This is a genomic window from Prauserella oleivorans (assembly GCF_042685745.1).
GTDB classification, from domain to species: Bacteria; Actinomycetota; Actinomycetes; order Mycobacteriales; family Pseudonocardiaceae; genus Prauserella_A; species Prauserella_A oleivorans.
The window spans coordinates 2656259-2673373 of the sequence record NZ_JBHUNT010000001.1 but is presented as its reverse complement, the minus strand read 5'-3'; the positions used below and the strand labels follow the sequence as shown (position 1 = coordinate 2673373).

The following is a 17115-nucleotide window of genomic DNA, read 5'->3' as shown; positions in this document are numbered from 1 at the left end:
CTAGCGTCGCCGTGTGCCCGACCGACCTCCCGACGCCGACGGCCGCGCGCTCCTCACCGGCAGGCTGCGCTTCGGTCATCTCGTCGCGCTCGACGCGCTCGCCGCGGCCGCCATGACCTTCGCGGCGATGGCCAACCTGGCGATCGGTGCGTGGAGCGTGACGATCCTGCCGGCGTGGCTGGCCTGGACCGCCGCGGCCTGCGCAGGCCTGCCGACCCTCGCAAGACGCTTCCATCCCGTCGCCACGTTCGTCGCGAGCCTCGTGCTGTCGGTTGTGTGCGCCGTCGGTGGCGGCGCCGAGGTCACCTATCTCGCGGTGGTGCTCCCGTTGCACATGGTCGCGGCCGAGGCGCCGCGGCGTCATTCACTCCCCGCGCTCGGTGCCGCGCTCGCGCTCGCGCTGGGGGTCAACATCGTGCCGTCCCGGCCGTGGGCGCTGGCGGGGATCGTGCTCGGCTGGACACTCTTCGGCGCCGCCTGGATGCTCGGCAGGGCAGGTCGCGAGCGGCGGCACTACGCGGTGTTGACGGCCGAACGACACGCCCGCGACGCCGTGGTCGAGGAACGGCTGCGGATCGCGCGAGAACTGCACGACGTCGTCGCACACAGCATGAGCCTGATCGCGGTCAAGGCCGGCGTCGCCCACCACATCGCCACGCAGCGGCCGGACGAGGCTCGCGCGGCACTCGGCGTCATCGAGACCACGACCCGCGAGGCGCTCGTCGAGATGCGGCAGCTGCTCGGCGTGCTGCGCTCCACACGCGACACGACGCCCGAGCTGGCGCCCTCGCCCGGGCTCGCCGGCCTGTCCGAGCTCACGACGAGGGCTCGAGCGGGCGGCGTCGAGGCCGAGCTCACCGTCGACGTTCCGGTTGCCCTGCCGGAGGGTGTCGAGCTGTCGGTGTTCCGGATCGTGCAGGAGGCGCTGACGAACGTGGTGAAGCACGCTGCACCGGCACGGTGCCGCGTCAGGGTGGCGGCCGACGCGGAGTCCGTGGAGATCGAGGTCGCCGACGACGGCCCGGGCGGCGACAGCGGCGAGGGCGGGCACGGGCTCGTGGGAATGCGGGAGCGGACCGCCGTCCACGGCGGCACGTTCGACGCGGGTCCACGGCCGGAAGGCGGGTTCGCCGTCAGGGCGGTGCTGCCGTATGGCTGATGTCCGGGTGCTGGTGGCCGACGACCAGGCGCTCGTGCGCGGCAGCTTCGGCATGCTCGTGGACAGCGCCGAGGGGCTCACGGTCGTCGGCGAGGCCGCCACGGGAGTCGACGCGGTCGCGGCCGCCCGGCGGCACCGGCCCGACGTCGTGCTGATGGACGTCCGCATGCCGGAGATGGACGGGATCGAGGCGACCCGGCTCATCTGCACCGGCCCCGAGACGCGCGAGGTACGGGTGCTGATCCTCACCACGTTCGACCTCGACGACTACGTGTTCTCCGCACTGCGCGCGGGTGCCAGCGGGTTCCTGCTCAAGGACACGCCGCCGAGCGAGCTGCTGTCGGCCATCCGGATCGTCGCGGCGGGCGACGCGCTGCTGGCACCCAAGGTGACCCGGCGGCTCATCGACGAGTTCACGCGCCGCCCCCGGCACGGGAACCGGCCGCTCGCGGCGATCCTCGACGGCGTGACCGACCGGGAACGAGAGGTGCTCCTGCTCATCGCGCGAGGACTGTCCAACACGGAGCTCGCCGCGGAACTGCACCTGAGCCTCGCGACGGTGAAGACCCACATCGGGCGGTTGCTCGCCAAACTCGGTGCCCGGGATCGCGCGCAGCTCGTGATCGCCGCCTACGAGAGTGGTCTCGCCGGACGCTAGCGAGCCGGGTGGCGCCTCCTCACCGAGGCGCCACCCGGCCCCGGTCAGCGCTGCGGCCGCAGGTAACCGACGCCGATCGCGGCGAGCAGCAGCGCGCCGCCGCACCAGCCGACCACCCCGAGCCGGTCACCGAGCAGCAGCACCGACAGCACCGCCGCGGTCAGCGGTTCCAGCAACGTCGACAGCGCCGCGAGCACGGGCTGGGCGGCCCGCAGGCCACGGAAGTAGGCGGCATAGGCCAGTGCGGTCGGCACCGCCCCCAGGTACACCGCCACCGCGACGACATCCGGCCGCATCGGCGCCGCGGCACCGAGCCACACGGCGACGGGAAGCAACGCCAGCCCACCGATGAGGCAGCCGAACGCGGTGGTACGCAAGGGATCGAGCCCCGCGACCGGCTTGCGGGTCACCATCGTGAGGGTCGCGAAACCCGCACCGGCGGTGAGTGCCACGCCAAGTCCCGCGAGGAACCGCCAGCGGTCACCGGTGCCCTCTGGTGACCACGTCAGCAGCGCCAGGCCCGCGAGCGCGCCGGCGATCGAGAGCGCAGTGGCCGGATGGGGCCTGCGCCGCTCGAGCACCGCCGTTGCGACGGCGACGAACACGGGAACGCTCCCGATCGTCGTCATGGTCGCGACACTGACCGACGTCAGCTCGACGGACACGAAGTAGCACGCCTGGAACAGCGCGAGCAACGCTCCGGCCGTCACCAGCCTGCGAACGGCCTCCGGGGTGCGCGGCAGACCACGCAACCGCCCGGCGAGCCCGAGGGCCAGCACCGTGAACACCCCACCGAGCAGGAGCCGGTAGGCGGCCACGGACAGCGGGTGCAGATTCGCCTGGGTGGACAGGATCGAGCCGGCGATGCCGCCGGTGCCCCACAGGACACCGGCGAGCAGCAGGCTCGCCGAGCCGGCGCGCGTGCGCGCGGCGACAACAGTGGACATGAGAGAACGCTCCAGCGTCGAAGTGGATGGACGAGACGACGACGCGGGACGTGGCACAGCAACGCAGCACAAGGTCGAGCCGCTGAGGCGCGGCGACCAGGCTGCGGTCAGGAAAACGCCGTGCGGCGACGGGCCGCACGGCGAGGTCTCACACCTACGCCCCGCGAACGGAGCGCGGCGGCGGAGTGATCGGGAAGAGTCGGTGCACGAGGCAGAGAATACCGGGGCGGACGCTTCCGGGGGCACGGCGATGAGCGCCACACCCCCGGAAGGTCGCCTCACGGCCGGGCCAGCAGCTGCTCCCGCAGCGTGTCGAGACCCATGCCGCCCATGCGCAGGGCACGCATGTGGAAGTTCTTGAGGTCGAACGCGTCGCCCTCCCGGCGCCGGGCGTCCTCCCGCGCCTCCAGCCACAGCCGCTCGCCGAGCTTGTACGCCGGTGCCTGGCCCGGCCAGCCGAGGTAGCGATCGATCTCGTCACGCACGTGGTCGGCGTCGGTGATGGTCCTGGTGAGCATGAACTCCAGGCCCAGCTCGGGAGTCCACCGCTCACCCTCGTGGAAGCCCGTGCCCGCGGGGATCTCCAGCTCCAGGTGCATACCGATGTCCACGACGACGCGGGCGGCGCGGAACAGGTGCGCGTCGAGCATGCCGAGGAGGTTGCCGTCGTCCTCCAGGTAACCGAGGTCGCGCATCAGCCGCTCCGCGTACAGCGCCCAGCCCTCGGCGTGCCCGGACGTGAGCGCCATGACCCGCTGGAAGCGGTTCAGCGACCGCTCGTACACCGACGTCGCGATCTGCAGGTGGTGCCCCGGAACGCCCTCGTGGTAGACGGTGCTGACCTCACGCCACGTGGAGAAGTCCTCTTTGTCCGGTGGCACCGACCACCACATGGTGCCCGGGCGGGAGAAGTCCTCGTTCGGCCCGCTGTAGTAGGCACCGACGCCGCCGCCGGGCGGCGCGATGCGGCAGTCGAGCGCCATGATCTCGTCGGGGATGTCGAAGTGCTTGCCGCGCAAGGACTTCAGGGCCTCGTCCGACAGCCGCTGCATCCACTCCTCGAAGGCGCGCTTGCCGGACACGCGGTAGCGACTGTCCTCGTCGAGTGCCGCTGCCGCCTCCGCGAGTGAGGCACCCGGCTTGATCCGCTCGGCGACCTCCTTGGCTTCCCGTTCGACGCGGGCGAACTCCTCCCAGCCCCAGGCGTAGGCCTCCCGCAGGTCGAGCGCGGCACCGGTGAAGTAGCGCGACCACAGGCGGTAGACGTCCTCGCCGACCGCGTCCTTGGTCGGCGCCTCGGGCGCGAGCTCGGCCCGCAGGAATCCGGCGAGCTCGGCGTAGGCCTCCTGCGCGGCCGTGGCCGCCCGGTCCAGGTCGGCGCGCAGGCTCTCCGGCACGTCGTTCGCCGTGCCCGCGAGCGTGCCGAAGAACCCGTCCCCGGCCATGCCTGCCCAGGTCTCCGCCTGCTCGGCGACCTTGCTCACCTGCCGCAGCGCAGGAGCCCGGCCCGCCTCGACGGCGGCCAGCAACGAGGCGCGCACACCGTCGAGCGCGGCGGGCACCTGCGCCATCCGCTTCGCGATGGTCTCCCACTGCTCGGCGGTGTCGTGCGGCATCAGGTCGAAGACCTGGCGGACGTTCTGCACCGGGCTCTCGATGACGTTCAGCGACGCGACGTCGAGACCGGCCTCGTGGATCTCCACGTCGAGACCGGCGCGCTCGGTGAACACCGCCTTCGCCACCCGTTCGCCGTCGTCGGCGGGTTCGGCGGCCTCGACCTCCCGCAGCGCGCGCTTGGTGATCGCGGCGCGGGCTGCGTGGCCCTCGGGCGAGTAGTCGGTGAGCTGGTCGTCGTAGCCCTCGACGCCGACCACCGTCGCGGTCACGGGGTCGGCCGCCGCGTAGTCGTCGACGTATCGGTCGCAGATCTCGTGCACACGCATGCCAGGCACGCTACCGGGTCACGCGCGTGCGGGGACCAGTCCGAGCCTGCCTGCCAGCTCGCGTGTCGCCTTCGACCGGTTGAACGTGTAGAAGTGCAGCGACGGCACGCCTTCGGCGAGCAACCGCTCGCACAGCTCGGTGACGATGTCCAGACCTTCCGCGCGGAACGCCTTGGGGTCGCTGGAGCGCGGTTCGAGCCGGTCGAGCAGCCAGCGAGGCGCCTCGGCACCGGAGAGCTCGATGGTCTTGGCGAGCGTGCGCGGTGTGGTGAGCGGCATGATGCCGGGGATCAGCAGCGCGTCGCTGCCCGCGGCGGCGACCCGGTCCCGCAGCCGGAGGAAGTCCTCGGCCTGAAAGAAGAGTTGCGCGATCCCGAACTCGGCGCCCGCCTGGAACTTGCGCACGAGGTACTTGGTGTCGGTCTCCAGGTCCGGCGAGCGCGGGTGCCCGTACGGGAACGCCGAGACGCCGACGCAGAAGTCGCCGAGCGAGCGCACGAGCTCCACGAGTTCCTCGGCGTAGGTGAGCCCGTGGGGATGCGGGATCCACTCGCCGTAGGGGTCGCCCGGCGGATCACCGCGCAGCGCGAGGATGTTGCGCACCCCGACCGCGGCGTACCAGCCGATGACGTTGCGCAGCTCCGCCACGGAATGGTTCACGGCCGTCAGATGCGCCATCGGCACGAGCGTGGTCTCCGTGGCGACCCGGGCGATGCTGCGAATGGTGCCGTCGCGGCTGGATCCGCCGGCGCCGTAGGTGATCGACATGTAGGCGGGGTCGAGTTGCTCCAGCTCGCGGATCGACCGCCACAGGACGGCCTCGTCGGCGTCGTCCCGCGGCGGGAAGAATTCCACGGAGAAGACCGGGCGGTCGCCACACAGCCGCTCGATCACCGACGTCATGCCGCTCATGCTACTGACGACATACCGACCTGGAACGATGGAGGCATGAGCGAGCCCGACTACGACGCCGACCTGGCTGCCCATGTCAACACCGTCCTCGCCGAGTTCCTGCGGGAGGCGAGCGAGTCGATCGGGCACACCGAACCGGCGTTCGAGCCCGCCACCGCCGCCCTGTGCGATTTCGTGCTGGGCGGCGGCAAGCGGATGCGGCCGACGTTCGCGTGGTGGGCCTGGCGCGGCGCGGGCGGCGACCCGGCAGGCGACCACGCCCCCGGGGTGCTGCGGGCGGTGGCGAGCCTGGAGCTGATCCAGGCCTGCGCGCTCATCCACGACGACGTGCTCGACTCCTCCGACTCCCGCCGCGGGTCACCGACCGTGCACGTGGCGTTCGCGGGCAGGCACGCCGAGCACGGCTGGCTGGGCTCGGCCGACGCGTTCGGGCTCGCCGCCGCCGTGCTCATCGGTGACCTGGCGCTCGCGTGGGCCGACGACATGTTCTCCGAGGCTCCGTTGCCGCCCGCCGTGCTGCGGGCGGGCCGGCCGGCGTGGCGGGCCATGCGCACGGAGGTCCTGGCCGGGCAGTACCTCGACGTCCACACCCAGGCGACCGGGGACGCCTCCGTGGAGGCCGCGCTGCGGATCGACCGGCTCAAGACGGCCGCCTACACCGTCCAGCGGCCGCTGCACCTCGGCGCGGCGCTCGCGGGGGCGAGCACGGAGTTGATCGAGTCGCTGCTGGCGTTCGGCCGCGACCTCGGGGTGGCGTTCCAGCTGCGCGACGACCTGCTCGGCGTGTTCGGCGACCCGTCGGTCACCGGCAAGCCCGCGGGCGACGACCTCCGCGAGGGCAAGCGCACCCTGCTGCTGGCCCTCGGCCTGCGGTTCGCCGCCGAGCGGAACCGAGGGCACGACGCGGACATCATCACCGCCGCCGTGGGTAACCCCGACCTGACCGGGAACGACGTCGAGCGGGTGCGGGACGTCCTCACCGACCTCGGCGCCGTGGCCGAGGTGGAGCGGCGCATCGAGACACTCACCGCGTCGGCGCTGGATTCCCTGACCACCGCCGACCTCGCCGACCCGGCACCGAAGCGGCTCACCGAGCTGGCGATCAAGGCGACCCAGAGGACTCACTGATGCGGACGGTTTCCGGTGCGACCGATCGGGTCGTGGTGGTGGGCGCGGGCCTGGCCGGCCTGTCCGCCACCCTGCACCTGCTCGGCGCGGGCAGGCAGGTGACGCTGCTCGAGCGGGATCCGCGGCCGGGCGGCCGGGTCGGGACCGAGTTCGCCGACGGCTACACCGTGGACACCGGAGCCAGCGTGCTCACCATGCCGGAGTTGCTCGACGAGGCGTTCGCCGCCGTGGGGCAGAAGACGGCGGAGCGGCTGACCCTCGTCCCGCTCGATCCCGCCTACCGGGCGCACTTCGCCGACGGCAGCACCCTGGCCGTGCACACCGACGCCGAGGCGATGGAGGCCGAGATCCGGGCGGCGGCGGGCCCGGCGGAGGCGCTCGGCTACCGGCGGCTGCGCCAGTGGCTCACCGACCTCTACGCCGTGCAGAAGGACCACTTCATCGGCGGCAACTTCGACTCCCCGCTGGACCTCGTGCGGCCGGAGCTGGCCAAGCTGGCGGCCCTGGGCGGGTTCGGCAGGCTCGGGCCGAGGATCGCGCGGTTCCTCTCCGACGACCGGGTACGCAGGTTGTTCTCGTTCCAGTCGCTCTACGCCGGGCTGGACCCGCAGCGGGCGCTCGGCGCCTACGGCGTCATCTCGTTCATGGACACGGTCGGCGGCGTCTACTACCCGCTCGGCGGGATGGGCGGGATCGCCCGGGCGATGGCCGACGCCGCCGAGCAGGCGGGCGCGTCGGCGCGGTTCGGTACGCAGGCGGCGTGGCTGGAGCGCGTCGGCGAGCGGGTGCGGGCGGTGCGCACGAGCCAGGGCGAGCGGATCGAGTGTGACGCCGTGGTGCTCGCGACCGAACTGACCACCGCCTACCAGCTGCTGGGCATCCGGCCGCGGCGTCCGCTGCGGTTGCGTTTCTCGCCCTCGGCCGTGGTCCTCTACGGCGACAGCGCACGCAGCTGGGACCAGCTCGACCACCACACGATTTTCTTCGGCGAGCGCTGGCACGGCACCTTCTCCGAGATCATCCACGAGGGGCGGCTGATGAGCGACCCGTCGCTGCTCGTGACCCGCCCGACGGCGACGGACCCGGGCCTCGCGCCCGCGGGCAGGCAGGTGCTCTCCGTCCTGGCGCCCGCACCGAACCTGCACACGGGCCCGCTGGACTGGGCACGGATCGGCCCCGCCTACCGCGACGAGCTGCTCCGCACCCTGGCCGGCCGCGGGTTGACCGGGTTCGCGGGCGAGTTCCGGGTCCGCAGGCTCGTCACACCGCAGGACTGGGCCGAACTCGGTCACGCCGCGGGCACCCCGTTCTCGCTGGCGCACACGTTCGCCCAGACCGGACCGTTCCGGCCGGCGAACCTGGTCCGCGGCGCGGCCAACGTGGTGCTCGCGGGGTGCGGGACGACACCGGGGGTGGGGATACCGCCCGTGCTGATCTCCGGGCGGCTGGCGGCCGCGAGGATCACCGGGCGATGAGCCTGCGCGCCGCCTACGACCTCTGCAGACGAATCACCGCCCGGCACGGCCGCACCTACTACCTCGCCACGCTGTTGCTGCCTGCCCGCGCGCGCCCGGCGACCCACGCCCTGTACGGCTTCGCCCGCTGTGTCGACGACGCCGTGGACAACCCGCGCCCGGGCTCGGACCCGGCCGCGGCGCTCGCGGAGTACTCCCGGCTGCTCGACGACGTCTTCGCCGGGCGGCGGCCCGCCGATCCGGTGCTGGCGGCCTTCGCCGACACGGTGCGACGCCACGACCTGCCCCGCGAGCTGTTCGACGCGTTCCTGCACTCGATGCGGATGGACCTCCACGTGCGCGACTACCCGACGTATGCCCGGTTGCGCGAGTACATGTACGGCTCGGCGTGCGTGATCGGCTTGCAGATGCTGCCGGTGCTGGGGACCGTGGCGCCCCGGGAGGAGGCCACGCCGTACGCGGCGGCGCTGGGCGAGGCGTTCCAGCTGACGAACTTCCTCCGCGACGTCGGCGAGGACCTGCGCCGCGGCCGCGTGTACCTGCCCGCCGACGAACTGGCCGCCTTCGGCGTCGACCGAGAGCTGCTGGAGTGGTCCGTCGCCACGGGCGGAACGGACCGGCGGATCCGCCGGGCGCTGGCGGCACTCGTGGCCCGCAATCGCGCGGTCTACCGGCGGGCGGAACCGGGCATCGCGTTGCTGCGCAAGGATTCCCGGCCGTGCGTGCGGACGGCCTTCACGCTGTACCGCGCCATTCTCGACGAGATCGTCGCGGCCGACTACGCGGTGCTGCACCGGCGGGTCGCCGTCGGCAAGGTTCGCCGGTTCGCCGTTTCGGGCAGGGCTTTCCTGGCTAGGCTGCACCCATGACAGAAGCCACCAGGCCCGTCCGGATCGGACTGCAGTTGCAACCCCAGCACGCCGACTACGCCGCCATCCGGCGCACGGCGTCGGAAGCGGAGGAGCTCGGCGCCGACATCGTCTTCAACTGGGACCACTTCTACCCGCTCTCCGGCGAACCCGAGGGCAAGCACTTCGAGTGCTGGACGATGCTCGGCGCGTGGGCGGAGTCGACCTCGCGGGTGGAGATCGGCGCGCTGGTGACCTGCAACAGCTACCGCAATCCCGATCTCCTCGCCGACATGGCCCGCACCGTCGACCACATCAGCGGCGGCAGGTTGATCCTGGGCATCGGCGCGGGCTGGTTCGAGAAGGACTACGTCGAGTACGGCTACGACTTCGGCACCGCGGGCAGCCGGATCGCCGATCTCGGCGAGGCGCTGCCCCGGATCGAGAACCGGCTCGCCAAGCTCAACCCCGCGCCGACGCGCAAGATCCCGGTGCTGATCGGTGGTGGTGGCGAGAAGAAGACGCTGCGCCTGGTCGCGAAGCACGCCGACATCTGGCACGGCTTCGGCGACGTGGAGGTGGCCTCGCGCAAGCTGAAGATCCTCGACCAGCACTGCGCCGACGTCGGACGTGACCCGGCGGAGATCGAGCGGTCGGTGGGCGTGCAGGGTGACCCCGCGGAATCCGGCCCGAAGCTGCTGGACCTCGGCATCACGACCTTCACCGTCGGGGTCGGTGGCCCCGACTACGACCTGAGCCAGTTGCGGAAGTGGATCGCCTGGCGCGACGCCCAGAACGGCTAACGGCCGCGTCGGCGGTGCGCGGCCACGCGTTCCCGGGTCGCGCACCGCGCCGAGCAGTACCGGCGCGGGCTGCCTCCTCCGAGGTCGGCGAACGGCCGCCCGCACGCCGCCGAGGCACACACCCCACCCGGCGGCCGCTGCCGCTCGGCGAGTGCGAACGCCATGGCCAGGCACGTCGAGGACATCAGCCACTCCGCCCACGGACCGTCGTCATCGCGGTCGGCGTGCAGGTGCCACGGGTGCGAACCGCCGTGCGCGGTGAGCCGCGGCGGGTGCGCGTAGCGCGCCAGGAGTGCGTTGATTCGCTCCGCCGCCTGGTCCGTGGTGGTCGCGGCGAAGACCTCCCGCAGTTCGGGTGCGACCGCACGCATCGCCGCGACGTCCTGCTCCGTGAGCCCGAGTGGTTCGCGCTCACCGTGGTCGACCAGGACCGCCGACACCTCGGCCACGGTCGGTGACTCGCGCAGCAGCACGTCGAGCAGATCGGCCGCCCGGGTGACGACGTCGAAGGGTGGCATGCCCACACTGTAACGTCTCACGGGTGGCAAGCCGTTACATGACCGGCAGGCGGGCGTTGACTCGCTACCTGGCCGGAGCCGCGAGCGCACGGACGGGCGACGAGATGTCCACTCCTGCCCTGCTCGTCCTGGGACTTGCCGCGACCGGTTCCGTTGAGGCCGCCTCCGCCCTGCTCACCGGCCTGACGATCTCCGCCGCGGCCGGCGGTCCGCTGCTCGGCGCGATCGTCGACCGCAGCCGGCGGCCCGGCCGGTGGCTCGCGGTCGCACTCGGCGGCTACGCGGCCGGCCTCGGCGCGGTCCTCGCGGGGACCGGGCAGGCGCCGACGCCGCTCGTGGTCGGCGTGGCCGCGCTCACCGGACTGCTGAACCCCGCACTGTCCGGAGGCTGGTCCGCCCAGCTGCCACACCTCGTTCCCGCCGCGGCCTTCGCGAAAGCGAACAGCCTGGACGCGGCAACGTTCGGCGCGGCGAGCCTCGCCGGGCCCGCGCTGGCCGGGGTCGTGGCAGCCGGGATGGGCGCTCCCGCGGCACTGGCCGTGGCGATCGGTCTGGTCGCGCTGGCCGTCCCGGTGGCGTGGTCACTGCCGGGACGCCCGCCGGCACCGGCCGGGCAGCGGTACGGCCCGCTCGCCGGGCTCACGGCCACGGTCGCGAACCGGCCGCTCCTGCGGTCCACGGCGGCATCGGTCTTCTCCTCCGCGGGCGTGGGCATGCTCACCGTGGCGTGCCCGCTGCTCGGCGAACGGCTGCTCGGCGAGGCCGGCCACGGCGGACTGCTGTTGGCCGCATTCGCGGCGACCGCGCTGCTGGCCAACGCCGTGCTGGCGAGGAGACGGGAGCCGGCGCGCCCGGACACGATCGTGCTCACGAGCACGTTGCTGCTCGGCACGGGCACGCTCGGCGCGGCGTTCGCGCCCAGCGCGGCGCTGGTCGTCGTGGCCGTCATGGTCGCCGGGCTCGGCGACGGGTCGCAGTTGACGGCGTTGTTCGCCGTCCGCCACCGCGAAGCACCCGAGCGGCTGCGCGCACGGATCTTCACCACCGGGGCCAGCTTGAAGATCACCGGGCTCGCTGCCGGCACCGCACTCGCGGGCCCGCTGGCGGCCCAGTCGCCGCGCACGTGTCTGCTCGCGGGAGCGGGAGTGCAGCTGGCCGCCGCGGCGACCTACCTGGCGATCCGGATCAGAACGCCATCGCCTGCGCGCGCCGCTTGACCTCCGTGCCATGGCTGGTCCGCAACGCGTTGATGGGCGTGACGCCGGGTAGCGAATCGTCCTCGGAGAACAGCCACCGCAGCATCTCCGTCGGGGTGAAACCGGCATCCGACAACACGGTGATCGTGCCGGGCAACCCCTTGATGACCCGGTCCTTGCCGAGGAAGTCGGCCGGGACGACCAGCTCGCCGTCCCTGCGGACGGCGATCAGCTGGCCGTCCCGCAACATCTGCCGCACTTTGTTCAGCGACACCCCGAGTACCCTTGCCACCTCCGACAACGGGAGTACGGCTACGTCGGCACCGAGCACGTCGTCAGCGATAGGGATCGCACTCACATCTACTACCTTGCCATATGCGACGGCGTCCGGAGCAGGACCAAACTAATGGCGTAACGGAGGGACACCGTAGGTGGAGCCAACGCCGCCGTCCGTAGGATCCAGCGCTGTGACACGGACGGACGCGAGCCTCTCAGGCGCGCTGCTCGACCGGCGATACCGCGTCGACGGGCTACTGGCCAGGGGCGGGATGTCGGCCGTCTACCGCGGCCTGGACACCCGGCTCGACCGGCCGGTCGCCATCAAGATCATGGACTCCCGGTTCGCCGACGACCGCGCGTTCGTCGACCGCTTCGAACGCGAGGCGCGCTCGGCCGCCAAGCTGCACCACCCGCACGTGGTCGCCGTGCACGACCAGGGCTTCGACACCTCGGCCGGGCCCGAGGAGCGGCGCGCGTTCCTCGTCATGGAACTCGTCGACGGCGGCACCCTGCGTGATCTCCTCGACCAGCGCGGCGCGCTCGACGTGCCGCTCGCGCTGACCATCGCCGAACAGGTGCTCTCGGCGCTCGGTGCCGCGCACTCGGCCGGCCTGGTGCACCGCGACGTCAAACCGGAGAACGTGCTCATCGGCCGCGGTGGTGCGTCCTCGGGCGGCGTGGTGAAGGTCGGCGACTTCGGGCTCGTCCGCGCCGTCGCCAGCGCCGGCACCACGAGCAACAGCGTGATCCTGGGCACCGTGGCCTACCTCTCCCCGGAGCAGGTCACCACGGGCTCGGCGAGCGAACGCGGCGACGTGTACTCGGCGGGCATTCTGCTGTACGAGATGCTCACCGGGCACGTGCCCTACACCGCCGACACCGCGCTCTCGGTGGCGTACCGGCACGTGAACGACGACGTGCCGGCTCCGAGCGCGACGCGCTCCGACCTGCCCGCTGCGCTCGACGACCTCGTCCTGCGCGCCACGCGCCGGGACGCCGAGTCCCGGCCCGCCGACGCGAACGCGTTCCTCGCCGAGCTCCGGCAGGTGCGTTCCCGGCTCGGCATCCAGCCGGTCCCGGTGCCGGTGCCGCGTCAGCCGGCCTCCGGCGCCGACATTCCCGACGCCGAGCGGACCGTCCCCGCGTTCCAGGCCGTCACCGTGCACGCGCCGGCCGGCGGTCCCCGCGGCACGCAGGCGCTGCCCCGCGGCCCCCAGCCACCGGAGCCCCCGGCGACCCCGCCGGAGCCCGCACAGCGGCGCCGGGGGCTGCTGGTCACCCTGTGGGTGCTGGTCGGCCTGCTGGTGGTGGGCGGCGTCGGTGCGGGCGTGTGGTGGTTCGCGGGCGGCCGCTGGGTGGCCGTCCCGGACGTCGCGGGCATGGACCGCGCCCGGGCCGAGCAGACGCTGCGCCAGGCCGAGCTCGCTCCCGCGTTCACGGAGGAGCGGCACAACACGGTGCCCAGCGGAACGGTCGTCCGGAGCGATCCGGAATCCGGGTCCCGCGCCTTGCGCGGCGACCAGGTCACCGTGGTCCTGTCGCTGGGCAGGCCGGTGGTGCCGGACATCCAGCCGGGCACGTCCGTCGAACAGGCGGAACGAGCGATCCGGGCGGTGCAGCTGGAACCCCGGCGCGACCCCGGTGCGGACCAGTTCAGCGCCGAGGTTCCCCAGGGTGCGGTGGTCACCGTGTCACCACAGCCGGGCAGCCAGGCCAACATCGGCGACGCCGTGACGATCGTCGTCTCGAAAGGTCCGCCGCCGACCCCCGTTCCCCAGGTGCAGGGCATGCCGAGGGACCAGGCGTTCCAGGCACTGCGGGCGGCCGGCTTCGAGCCGTACGACGCGGGCGAGGAGTTCTCCGCCGATGTCGCGGCCGGGCACGTGGTCCGGACCGAACCGGGTGGCGGCGCGACGATCGAGGCGGGCAACCGCGTAGGCGTGTACGTGTCGAACGCGGTCGAGGTGCCGTCGGTGCTGGGCCGCTCGGCGAGGGCGGCACAGCAGATCCTGGCGGAGGCCGGTTTGTCGGCGGGCGGTGACAGCGGACGTGGCCGATTCAGCTTCGTGGTCGGCCAGGACCCCGCGCCGGGCAGCCGGGTGCCGAGGGGCACGACGGTCACGCTGACGACCCTGCCCTGACCGCCGCACCATTTCCGCGGCGCTGTCGCGGCATTGTTGAATTGTTTTCATGTCAAGGGAAGAACGGCCTTGATCGCGGCGCTGTCGCCTCTTTTCCACGCGGGCGAACCGCGAAACCCTCAAGCCCGCACGAGAACGCGCCGATGACTCGGTTGCTTGCACCGCAGGGGTTCCGTAACGGAAGCAGCCGGTTAGCGGGGCGGTAACACGGCGACCACGTCGGTGTCATGCACATCTGGTGCACTCGAAAAGGGCGAATCGACGAACTGCACCTCGGGAGACTGCCTATGGCCGCGGAGCGGCTCAGCGCACTCGACATGGCCTTCCTGTGCCTGGAAGGCGACAGCACACCCATGCACATGGGCGCGGTGGCCACCTTCGGCCCGCGCCGCGACCTCGACACCGCGCGGCTCGTCACGCTGCTGGCCGAACGCGCCGCACGAATTCCGCAGCTGCGCAAGCGGGTGCGGACCGGCTGGACTCCGCTCAGCGGCGCCCGCTGGGAAGAGGATCCGTCCTTCGACGCCGCCCGGCACATCGGCGTGAGCAAGCTCTACGACCTGTACGACCCGGACCCGCTCGCCGCGTTCGCGGCCCACTGGATCGCCGAACCGCTCGACACCGCCGCTCCACTGTGGAATGTCCAGCTCGTCACCGGCCTGCCGGGCGGTGAGTTCGCGCTGCTGGTGAAGTTCCACCACGCGTTGGCCGACGGAGCCCGCGCCGTCGAGATCGCCTTCGGACTGCTCGACGACATCGCGCTGCCCACCCAGCGTGGCAAGCGGACAGCCGAGCCGGAACCGCGCTCGCCGCTCGACCTGTTCCGCCACAGCGCGGGCGCGGTGATCGGGCAGGCCGCCCAGTCGGCCGGCATCGCGAGCGCGATCGTGCGCTCCGCCCGCCCGTATCCGCTCTCTCCCACCGCGACCCTCAATTCGACCAGCCGCAAGCTCGGGCTCGTCCGGCTCGACGTGGCCGACATCCGGGCGGTCCGCACGGCTCAGGGCGGCACCACGAACGACGTCGTGCTCGCCGTGCTGGCGGGTGCGCTGCGCGAGTGGATGATCAACCGCGGGCAGCGGGCCGACGCGCGGTCGCTCCGTGCGCTCGTCCCGGTGAGCCTGCGTGGACGCGACTCCGGGAAGGCGGACGGCAACGCGCTGTCCGGCTACCTGTGCAACCTGCCGGTGGAGGTCGACGATCCGCTCGAACGGCTGCGGATCGTCCGCCGGGCCATGGAGCGCAACAAGCAGGCAGGACCGTCCCGCGGCGCCGGCGCGCTGCCACTGCTCGCCAACCGGTTGCCGTCCGGCGTGCACCGGCTCGCGACGAAGGTCGCAGGACATGCGGCACCGCTGCTGTTCGACACCGTCGTCACCAACGTGCCGTTGCCCGGGATCCCGTTGTCGCTGGACGGCGCACGGCTGCGCGAGGTGTATCCGTTCGTGCCGCTGGCGCCGCACCAGTCGGTGGGCATCGCCGTGTCGTCCTACCGCGACGGCGTGCACGTCGGGCTGCAGGCCAACGGCCGCGCCGTGCCCGACGTCGGCTCGCTGGCCGACGCCGTGACCAAGTCGATGGCCACCCTGTACCAGGCGTGCGGCTAGGCCAGTCTCAGAAACGGCGGCGCCGGCGCCGAAGCAAATCCCAGACCGGGTGCGGTTACGAGCGCAGCATCTCGGCGACGAGGAAGGCCAGCTCCAGCGACTGCTGCGTGTTGAGCCGGGGGTCGCACGCCGTCTCGTACCGCCCGGACAGGTCCAGGTCGGAGATGTCCTGGGCACCGCCGAGGCATTCGGTGACATCCTCGCCGGTCAGCTCGACGTGGATGCCGCCGGGATAGCTGCCCAGCCGGTGGTGGACTTCGAAGAAGCCCTGCACCTCGTCGACGATCCGGTCGAAGTGCCGCGTCTTGTAGCCGTTGGACGACTCGTGCGTGTTGCCGTGCATCGGGTCGCACTGCCAGATGACCTTGTGACCCGAGCTCTCGACCTTCTCGACGATGGCGGGCAGGACCTCGCGGACCTTGCCGTTGCCCATGCGAGAGATCAGAGTGAGCCTGCCGGGCTCGTTGCGCGGGTCGAGCCGCTCGACGTACTCCACGGCCTGCTCGGGCGTGGTCGTCGGGCCGATCTTGAGGCCGATCGGGTTGGCGAGCAGCTCGGCGAACGCGATGTGCGCGCCGTCCAACTGGCGGGTGCGCTCGCCGATCCAGAGGAAGTGCGATGACAGGTTGTACAGCCGCGCGTCGGGCGACCCCGGGTGGTCGAGGCGGAGCATGGCGCGCTCGTAGTCGAGCAGCAGCGCCTCGTGGCTGGCGAAGATCTCGGTGGAGTGCAGCGAACTGTCGTTGACGCCGCACGCCGACATGAACCGCAGGCCCCGGTCGATCTCCGACGCGAGGGCCTCGTACCGCTCGCCGGCCGGCGAGGTGCGCACGAAGTCCTTGTTCCAGTCGTGCACCTGCGCGAGATCGGCCATGCCGGCGCCGGTGAGGGCGCGCATGAGGTTCATCGCGGCGCCCGAGTTGGCGTAGGCGCGGATCATACGGCCCGGGTCGGGCACCCGCAGCTCCGGCTCGGCCGCCAGGGAATTGACGATGTCGCCCCGGTACACCGGCAGGCCCAGCGCGTCGGTGGAGTTGGACCGCGGTTTGGCGTACTGCCCGGCGATGCGGCCCACCTTCACCACGGGAAGGCTGGCGCCGTAGGTGAGCACGACGGCCATCTGCAGCAACGTGCGCAGGTTGGCGCGGATGTGCGGCTCGGTGTTGGACTCGAACGTCTCCGCGCAGTCGCCGCCCTGGAGCAGGAACGCCTCGCCCCGGGCGACCATCGCCAGCCGCTGCCGCAGCCGGTCGATCTCGGCGGGCACGGTGATGGGCGGAACGCTCTCCAGCACGGTGCGCACCCGGGCGACGGTGTCGGTGTCCGGCCACTCCGGCTGCTGGGCGGCAGGCCGCGAGAGCGCGTCGTCGAGCCGTTCGCGCAGCTCGGCGGGCAGCGGAGGCAGCGAGGGCAGGGCGTCGATGGGGACGTCAACAGTCCAGTTCACAACCCCAGCATACGAACGCGTGCAGTTGCCCCGGTCACGGCCCGAGCTTGCCCG

15 protein-coding genes are annotated in these 17115 nt (G+C 72.3%); 9 read left to right on the top strand and 6 right to left on the bottom strand.

The genetic code is table 11. The features are described 5' to 3' along the window. The first annotated feature begins 13 nt into the window (after window positions 1–13). Window positions 14–1159 carry a sensor histidine kinase gene (locus tag ACFSZT_RS13195; RefSeq protein WP_377394064.1) on the top strand — a complete coding sequence of 382 codons (1146 nt, stop codon included), beginning with the start codon at window positions 14–16 and terminating at the stop codon, window positions 1157–1159. After that, window positions 1152–1817: a response regulator gene (locus ACFSZT_RS13190; RefSeq protein ID WP_377394066.1), complete on the top strand. Its 666-nt coding sequence runs from the start codon at window positions 1152–1154 to the stop codon at window positions 1815–1817. The genes ACFSZT_RS13195 and ACFSZT_RS13190 overlap by 8 nt, the downstream gene beginning before the upstream one ends. A 44-nt stretch (window positions 1818–1861) precedes the next feature. On the opposite strand, the gene ACFSZT_RS13185 is transcribed toward ACFSZT_RS13190, so the two are convergent. The 3 genes from ACFSZT_RS13185 to ACFSZT_RS13175 form a co-directional block, all read right to left on the bottom strand. Then, window positions 1862–2764 (bottom strand): DMT family transporter, encoded by a 903-nt coding sequence (locus ACFSZT_RS13185; RefSeq protein WP_377394068.1) that lies wholly within the window; start codon window positions 2762–2764, stop codon window positions 1862–1864. A 278-nt stretch (window positions 2765–3042) separates the two neighbouring features. Further along, window positions 3043–4707 carry a DUF885 domain-containing protein gene (locus tag ACFSZT_RS13180; protein WP_377394070.1) on the bottom strand — a complete coding sequence of 555 codons (1665 nt, stop codon included), beginning with the start codon at window positions 4705–4707 and terminating at the stop codon, window positions 3043–3045. 18 nt (window positions 4708–4725) lie between these two features. Then, the gene (locus tag ACFSZT_RS13175) at window positions 4726–5610 is read right to left on the bottom strand and encodes a methylenetetrahydrofolate reductase (RefSeq protein ID WP_377394072.1); all 885 of its coding nucleotides are present in this window, start codon (window positions 5608–5610) and stop codon (window positions 4726–4728) included. A 45-nt stretch (window positions 5611–5655) separates the two neighbouring features. Between ACFSZT_RS13175 and ACFSZT_RS13170 the strand changes: the two genes are divergently transcribed. Genes ACFSZT_RS13170 through ACFSZT_RS13155 form a run of 4 tightly spaced genes read left to right on the top strand, consistent with a single transcriptional unit; the run spans window position 5656 to window position 9873 of the window. Beyond that, window positions 5656–6747 (top strand): polyprenyl synthetase family protein, encoded by a 1092-nt coding sequence (locus ACFSZT_RS13170; RefSeq protein ID WP_377394074.1) that lies wholly within the window; start codon window positions 5656–5658, stop codon window positions 6745–6747. Beyond that, entirely contained in the window at window positions 6747–8222 is a 1476-nt protein-coding gene (crtI, locus tag ACFSZT_RS13165; RefSeq protein ID WP_377394075.1) for a phytoene desaturase family protein, read from the top strand. Before ACFSZT_RS13170 ends, crtI begins: the two co-directional genes overlap by 1 nt. Further along, window positions 8219–9091 carry a phytoene/squalene synthase family protein gene (locus ACFSZT_RS13160; protein ID WP_377394077.1) on the top strand — a complete coding sequence of 291 codons (873 nt, stop codon included), beginning with the start codon at window positions 8219–8221 and terminating at the stop codon, window positions 9089–9091. Before crtI ends, ACFSZT_RS13160 begins: the two co-directional genes overlap by 4 nt. After that, complete coding sequence (locus ACFSZT_RS13155) at window positions 9088–9873, top strand: LLM class F420-dependent oxidoreductase (RefSeq protein WP_377394079.1); 786 nt, start codon at window positions 9088–9090, stop codon at window positions 9871–9873. Before ACFSZT_RS13160 ends, ACFSZT_RS13155 begins: the two co-directional genes overlap by 4 nt. On the opposite strand, the gene ACFSZT_RS13150 is transcribed toward ACFSZT_RS13155, so the two are convergent. Beyond that, the gene (locus tag ACFSZT_RS13150; protein WP_377394081.1) at window positions 9870–10391 is read right to left on the bottom strand and encodes a CGNR zinc finger domain-containing protein; all 522 of its coding nucleotides are present in this window, start codon (window positions 10389–10391) and stop codon (window positions 9870–9872) included. The two genes, ACFSZT_RS13155 and ACFSZT_RS13150, sit on opposite strands and share 4 nt — an antisense overlap. Window positions 10392–10414: 23 nt before the next feature. Between ACFSZT_RS13150 and ACFSZT_RS13145 the strand changes: the two genes are divergently transcribed. Next, window positions 10415–11608, top strand: coding sequence for an MFS transporter (locus ACFSZT_RS13145; protein WP_377394083.1), 1194 nt, complete (start codon window positions 10415–10417; stop codon window positions 11606–11608). On the opposite strand, the gene ACFSZT_RS13140 is transcribed toward ACFSZT_RS13145, so the two are convergent. Continuing rightward, the gene (locus ACFSZT_RS13140) at window positions 11577–11945 is read right to left on the bottom strand and encodes an Rv2175c family DNA-binding protein (protein ID WP_377394085.1); all 369 of its coding nucleotides are present in this window, start codon (window positions 11943–11945) and stop codon (window positions 11577–11579) included. The two genes, ACFSZT_RS13145 and ACFSZT_RS13140, sit on opposite strands and share 32 nt — an antisense overlap. 109 nt (window positions 11946–12054) lie before the next feature. On the opposite strand from ACFSZT_RS13140, the gene ACFSZT_RS13135 reads away from it, so the two are divergent. Beyond that, window positions 12055–14007, top strand: a complete 1953-nt coding sequence (locus ACFSZT_RS13135; RefSeq protein ID WP_377394087.1) for a Stk1 family PASTA domain-containing Ser/Thr kinase — start codon at window positions 12055–12057, stop codon at window positions 14005–14007. Window positions 14008–14294: 287 nt separating this feature from the next. Further along, window positions 14295–15614 (top strand): wax ester/triacylglycerol synthase family O-acyltransferase, encoded by a 1320-nt coding sequence (locus ACFSZT_RS13130; protein ID WP_377394089.1) that lies wholly within the window; start codon window positions 14295–14297, stop codon window positions 15612–15614. Between the two features lie 55 nt (window positions 15615–15669). On the opposite strand, the gene ACFSZT_RS13125 is transcribed toward ACFSZT_RS13130, so the two are convergent. Then, window positions 15670–17061 (bottom strand): class II 3-deoxy-7-phosphoheptulonate synthase, encoded by a 1392-nt coding sequence (locus ACFSZT_RS13125; protein ID WP_377394091.1) that lies wholly within the window; start codon window positions 17059–17061, stop codon window positions 15670–15672. Window positions 17062–17115 lie beyond the last annotated feature (54 nt).

Bases quoted from the DNA above. Each gene is read 5' to 3' on its own strand.
- ACFSZT_RS13190 (WP_377394066.1), top strand. From the start codon at position 1,152: ATGGCTGATGTCCGGGTGCTGGTGGCCGACGACCAGGCGCTCGTGCGC.
- ACFSZT_RS13180 (WP_377394070.1), bottom strand. From the start codon at position 4,707: ATGCGTGTGCACGAGATCTGCGACCGATACGTCGACGACTACGCGGCG.
- ACFSZT_RS13185 (WP_377394068.1), bottom strand. From the start codon at position 2,764: ATGTCCACTGTTGTCGCCGCGCGCACGCGCGCCGGCTCGGCGAGCCTG.
- ACFSZT_RS13150 (WP_377394081.1), bottom strand. From the start codon at position 10,391: ATGCCACCCTTCGACGTCGTCACCCGGGCGGCCGATCTGCTCGACGTG.
- ACFSZT_RS13160 (WP_377394077.1), top strand. From the start codon at position 8,219: ATGAGCCTGCGCGCCGCCTACGACCTCTGCAGACGAATCACCGCCCGG.
- ACFSZT_RS13130 (WP_377394089.1), top strand. From the start codon at position 14,295: ATGGCCGCGGAGCGGCTCAGCGCACTCGACATGGCCTTCCTGTGCCTG.
- ACFSZT_RS13155 (WP_377394079.1), top strand. From the start codon at position 9,088: ATGACAGAAGCCACCAGGCCCGTCCGGATCGGACTGCAGTTGCAACCC.
- ACFSZT_RS13170 (WP_377394074.1), top strand. From the start codon at position 5,656: ATGAGCGAGCCCGACTACGACGCCGACCTGGCTGCCCATGTCAACACC.
- ACFSZT_RS13175 (WP_377394072.1), bottom strand. From the start codon at position 5,610: ATGACGTCGGTGATCGAGCGGCTGTGTGGCGACCGCCCGGTCTTCTCC.
- crtI (WP_377394075.1), top strand. From the start codon at position 6,747: ATGCGGACGGTTTCCGGTGCGACCGATCGGGTCGTGGTGGTGGGCGCG.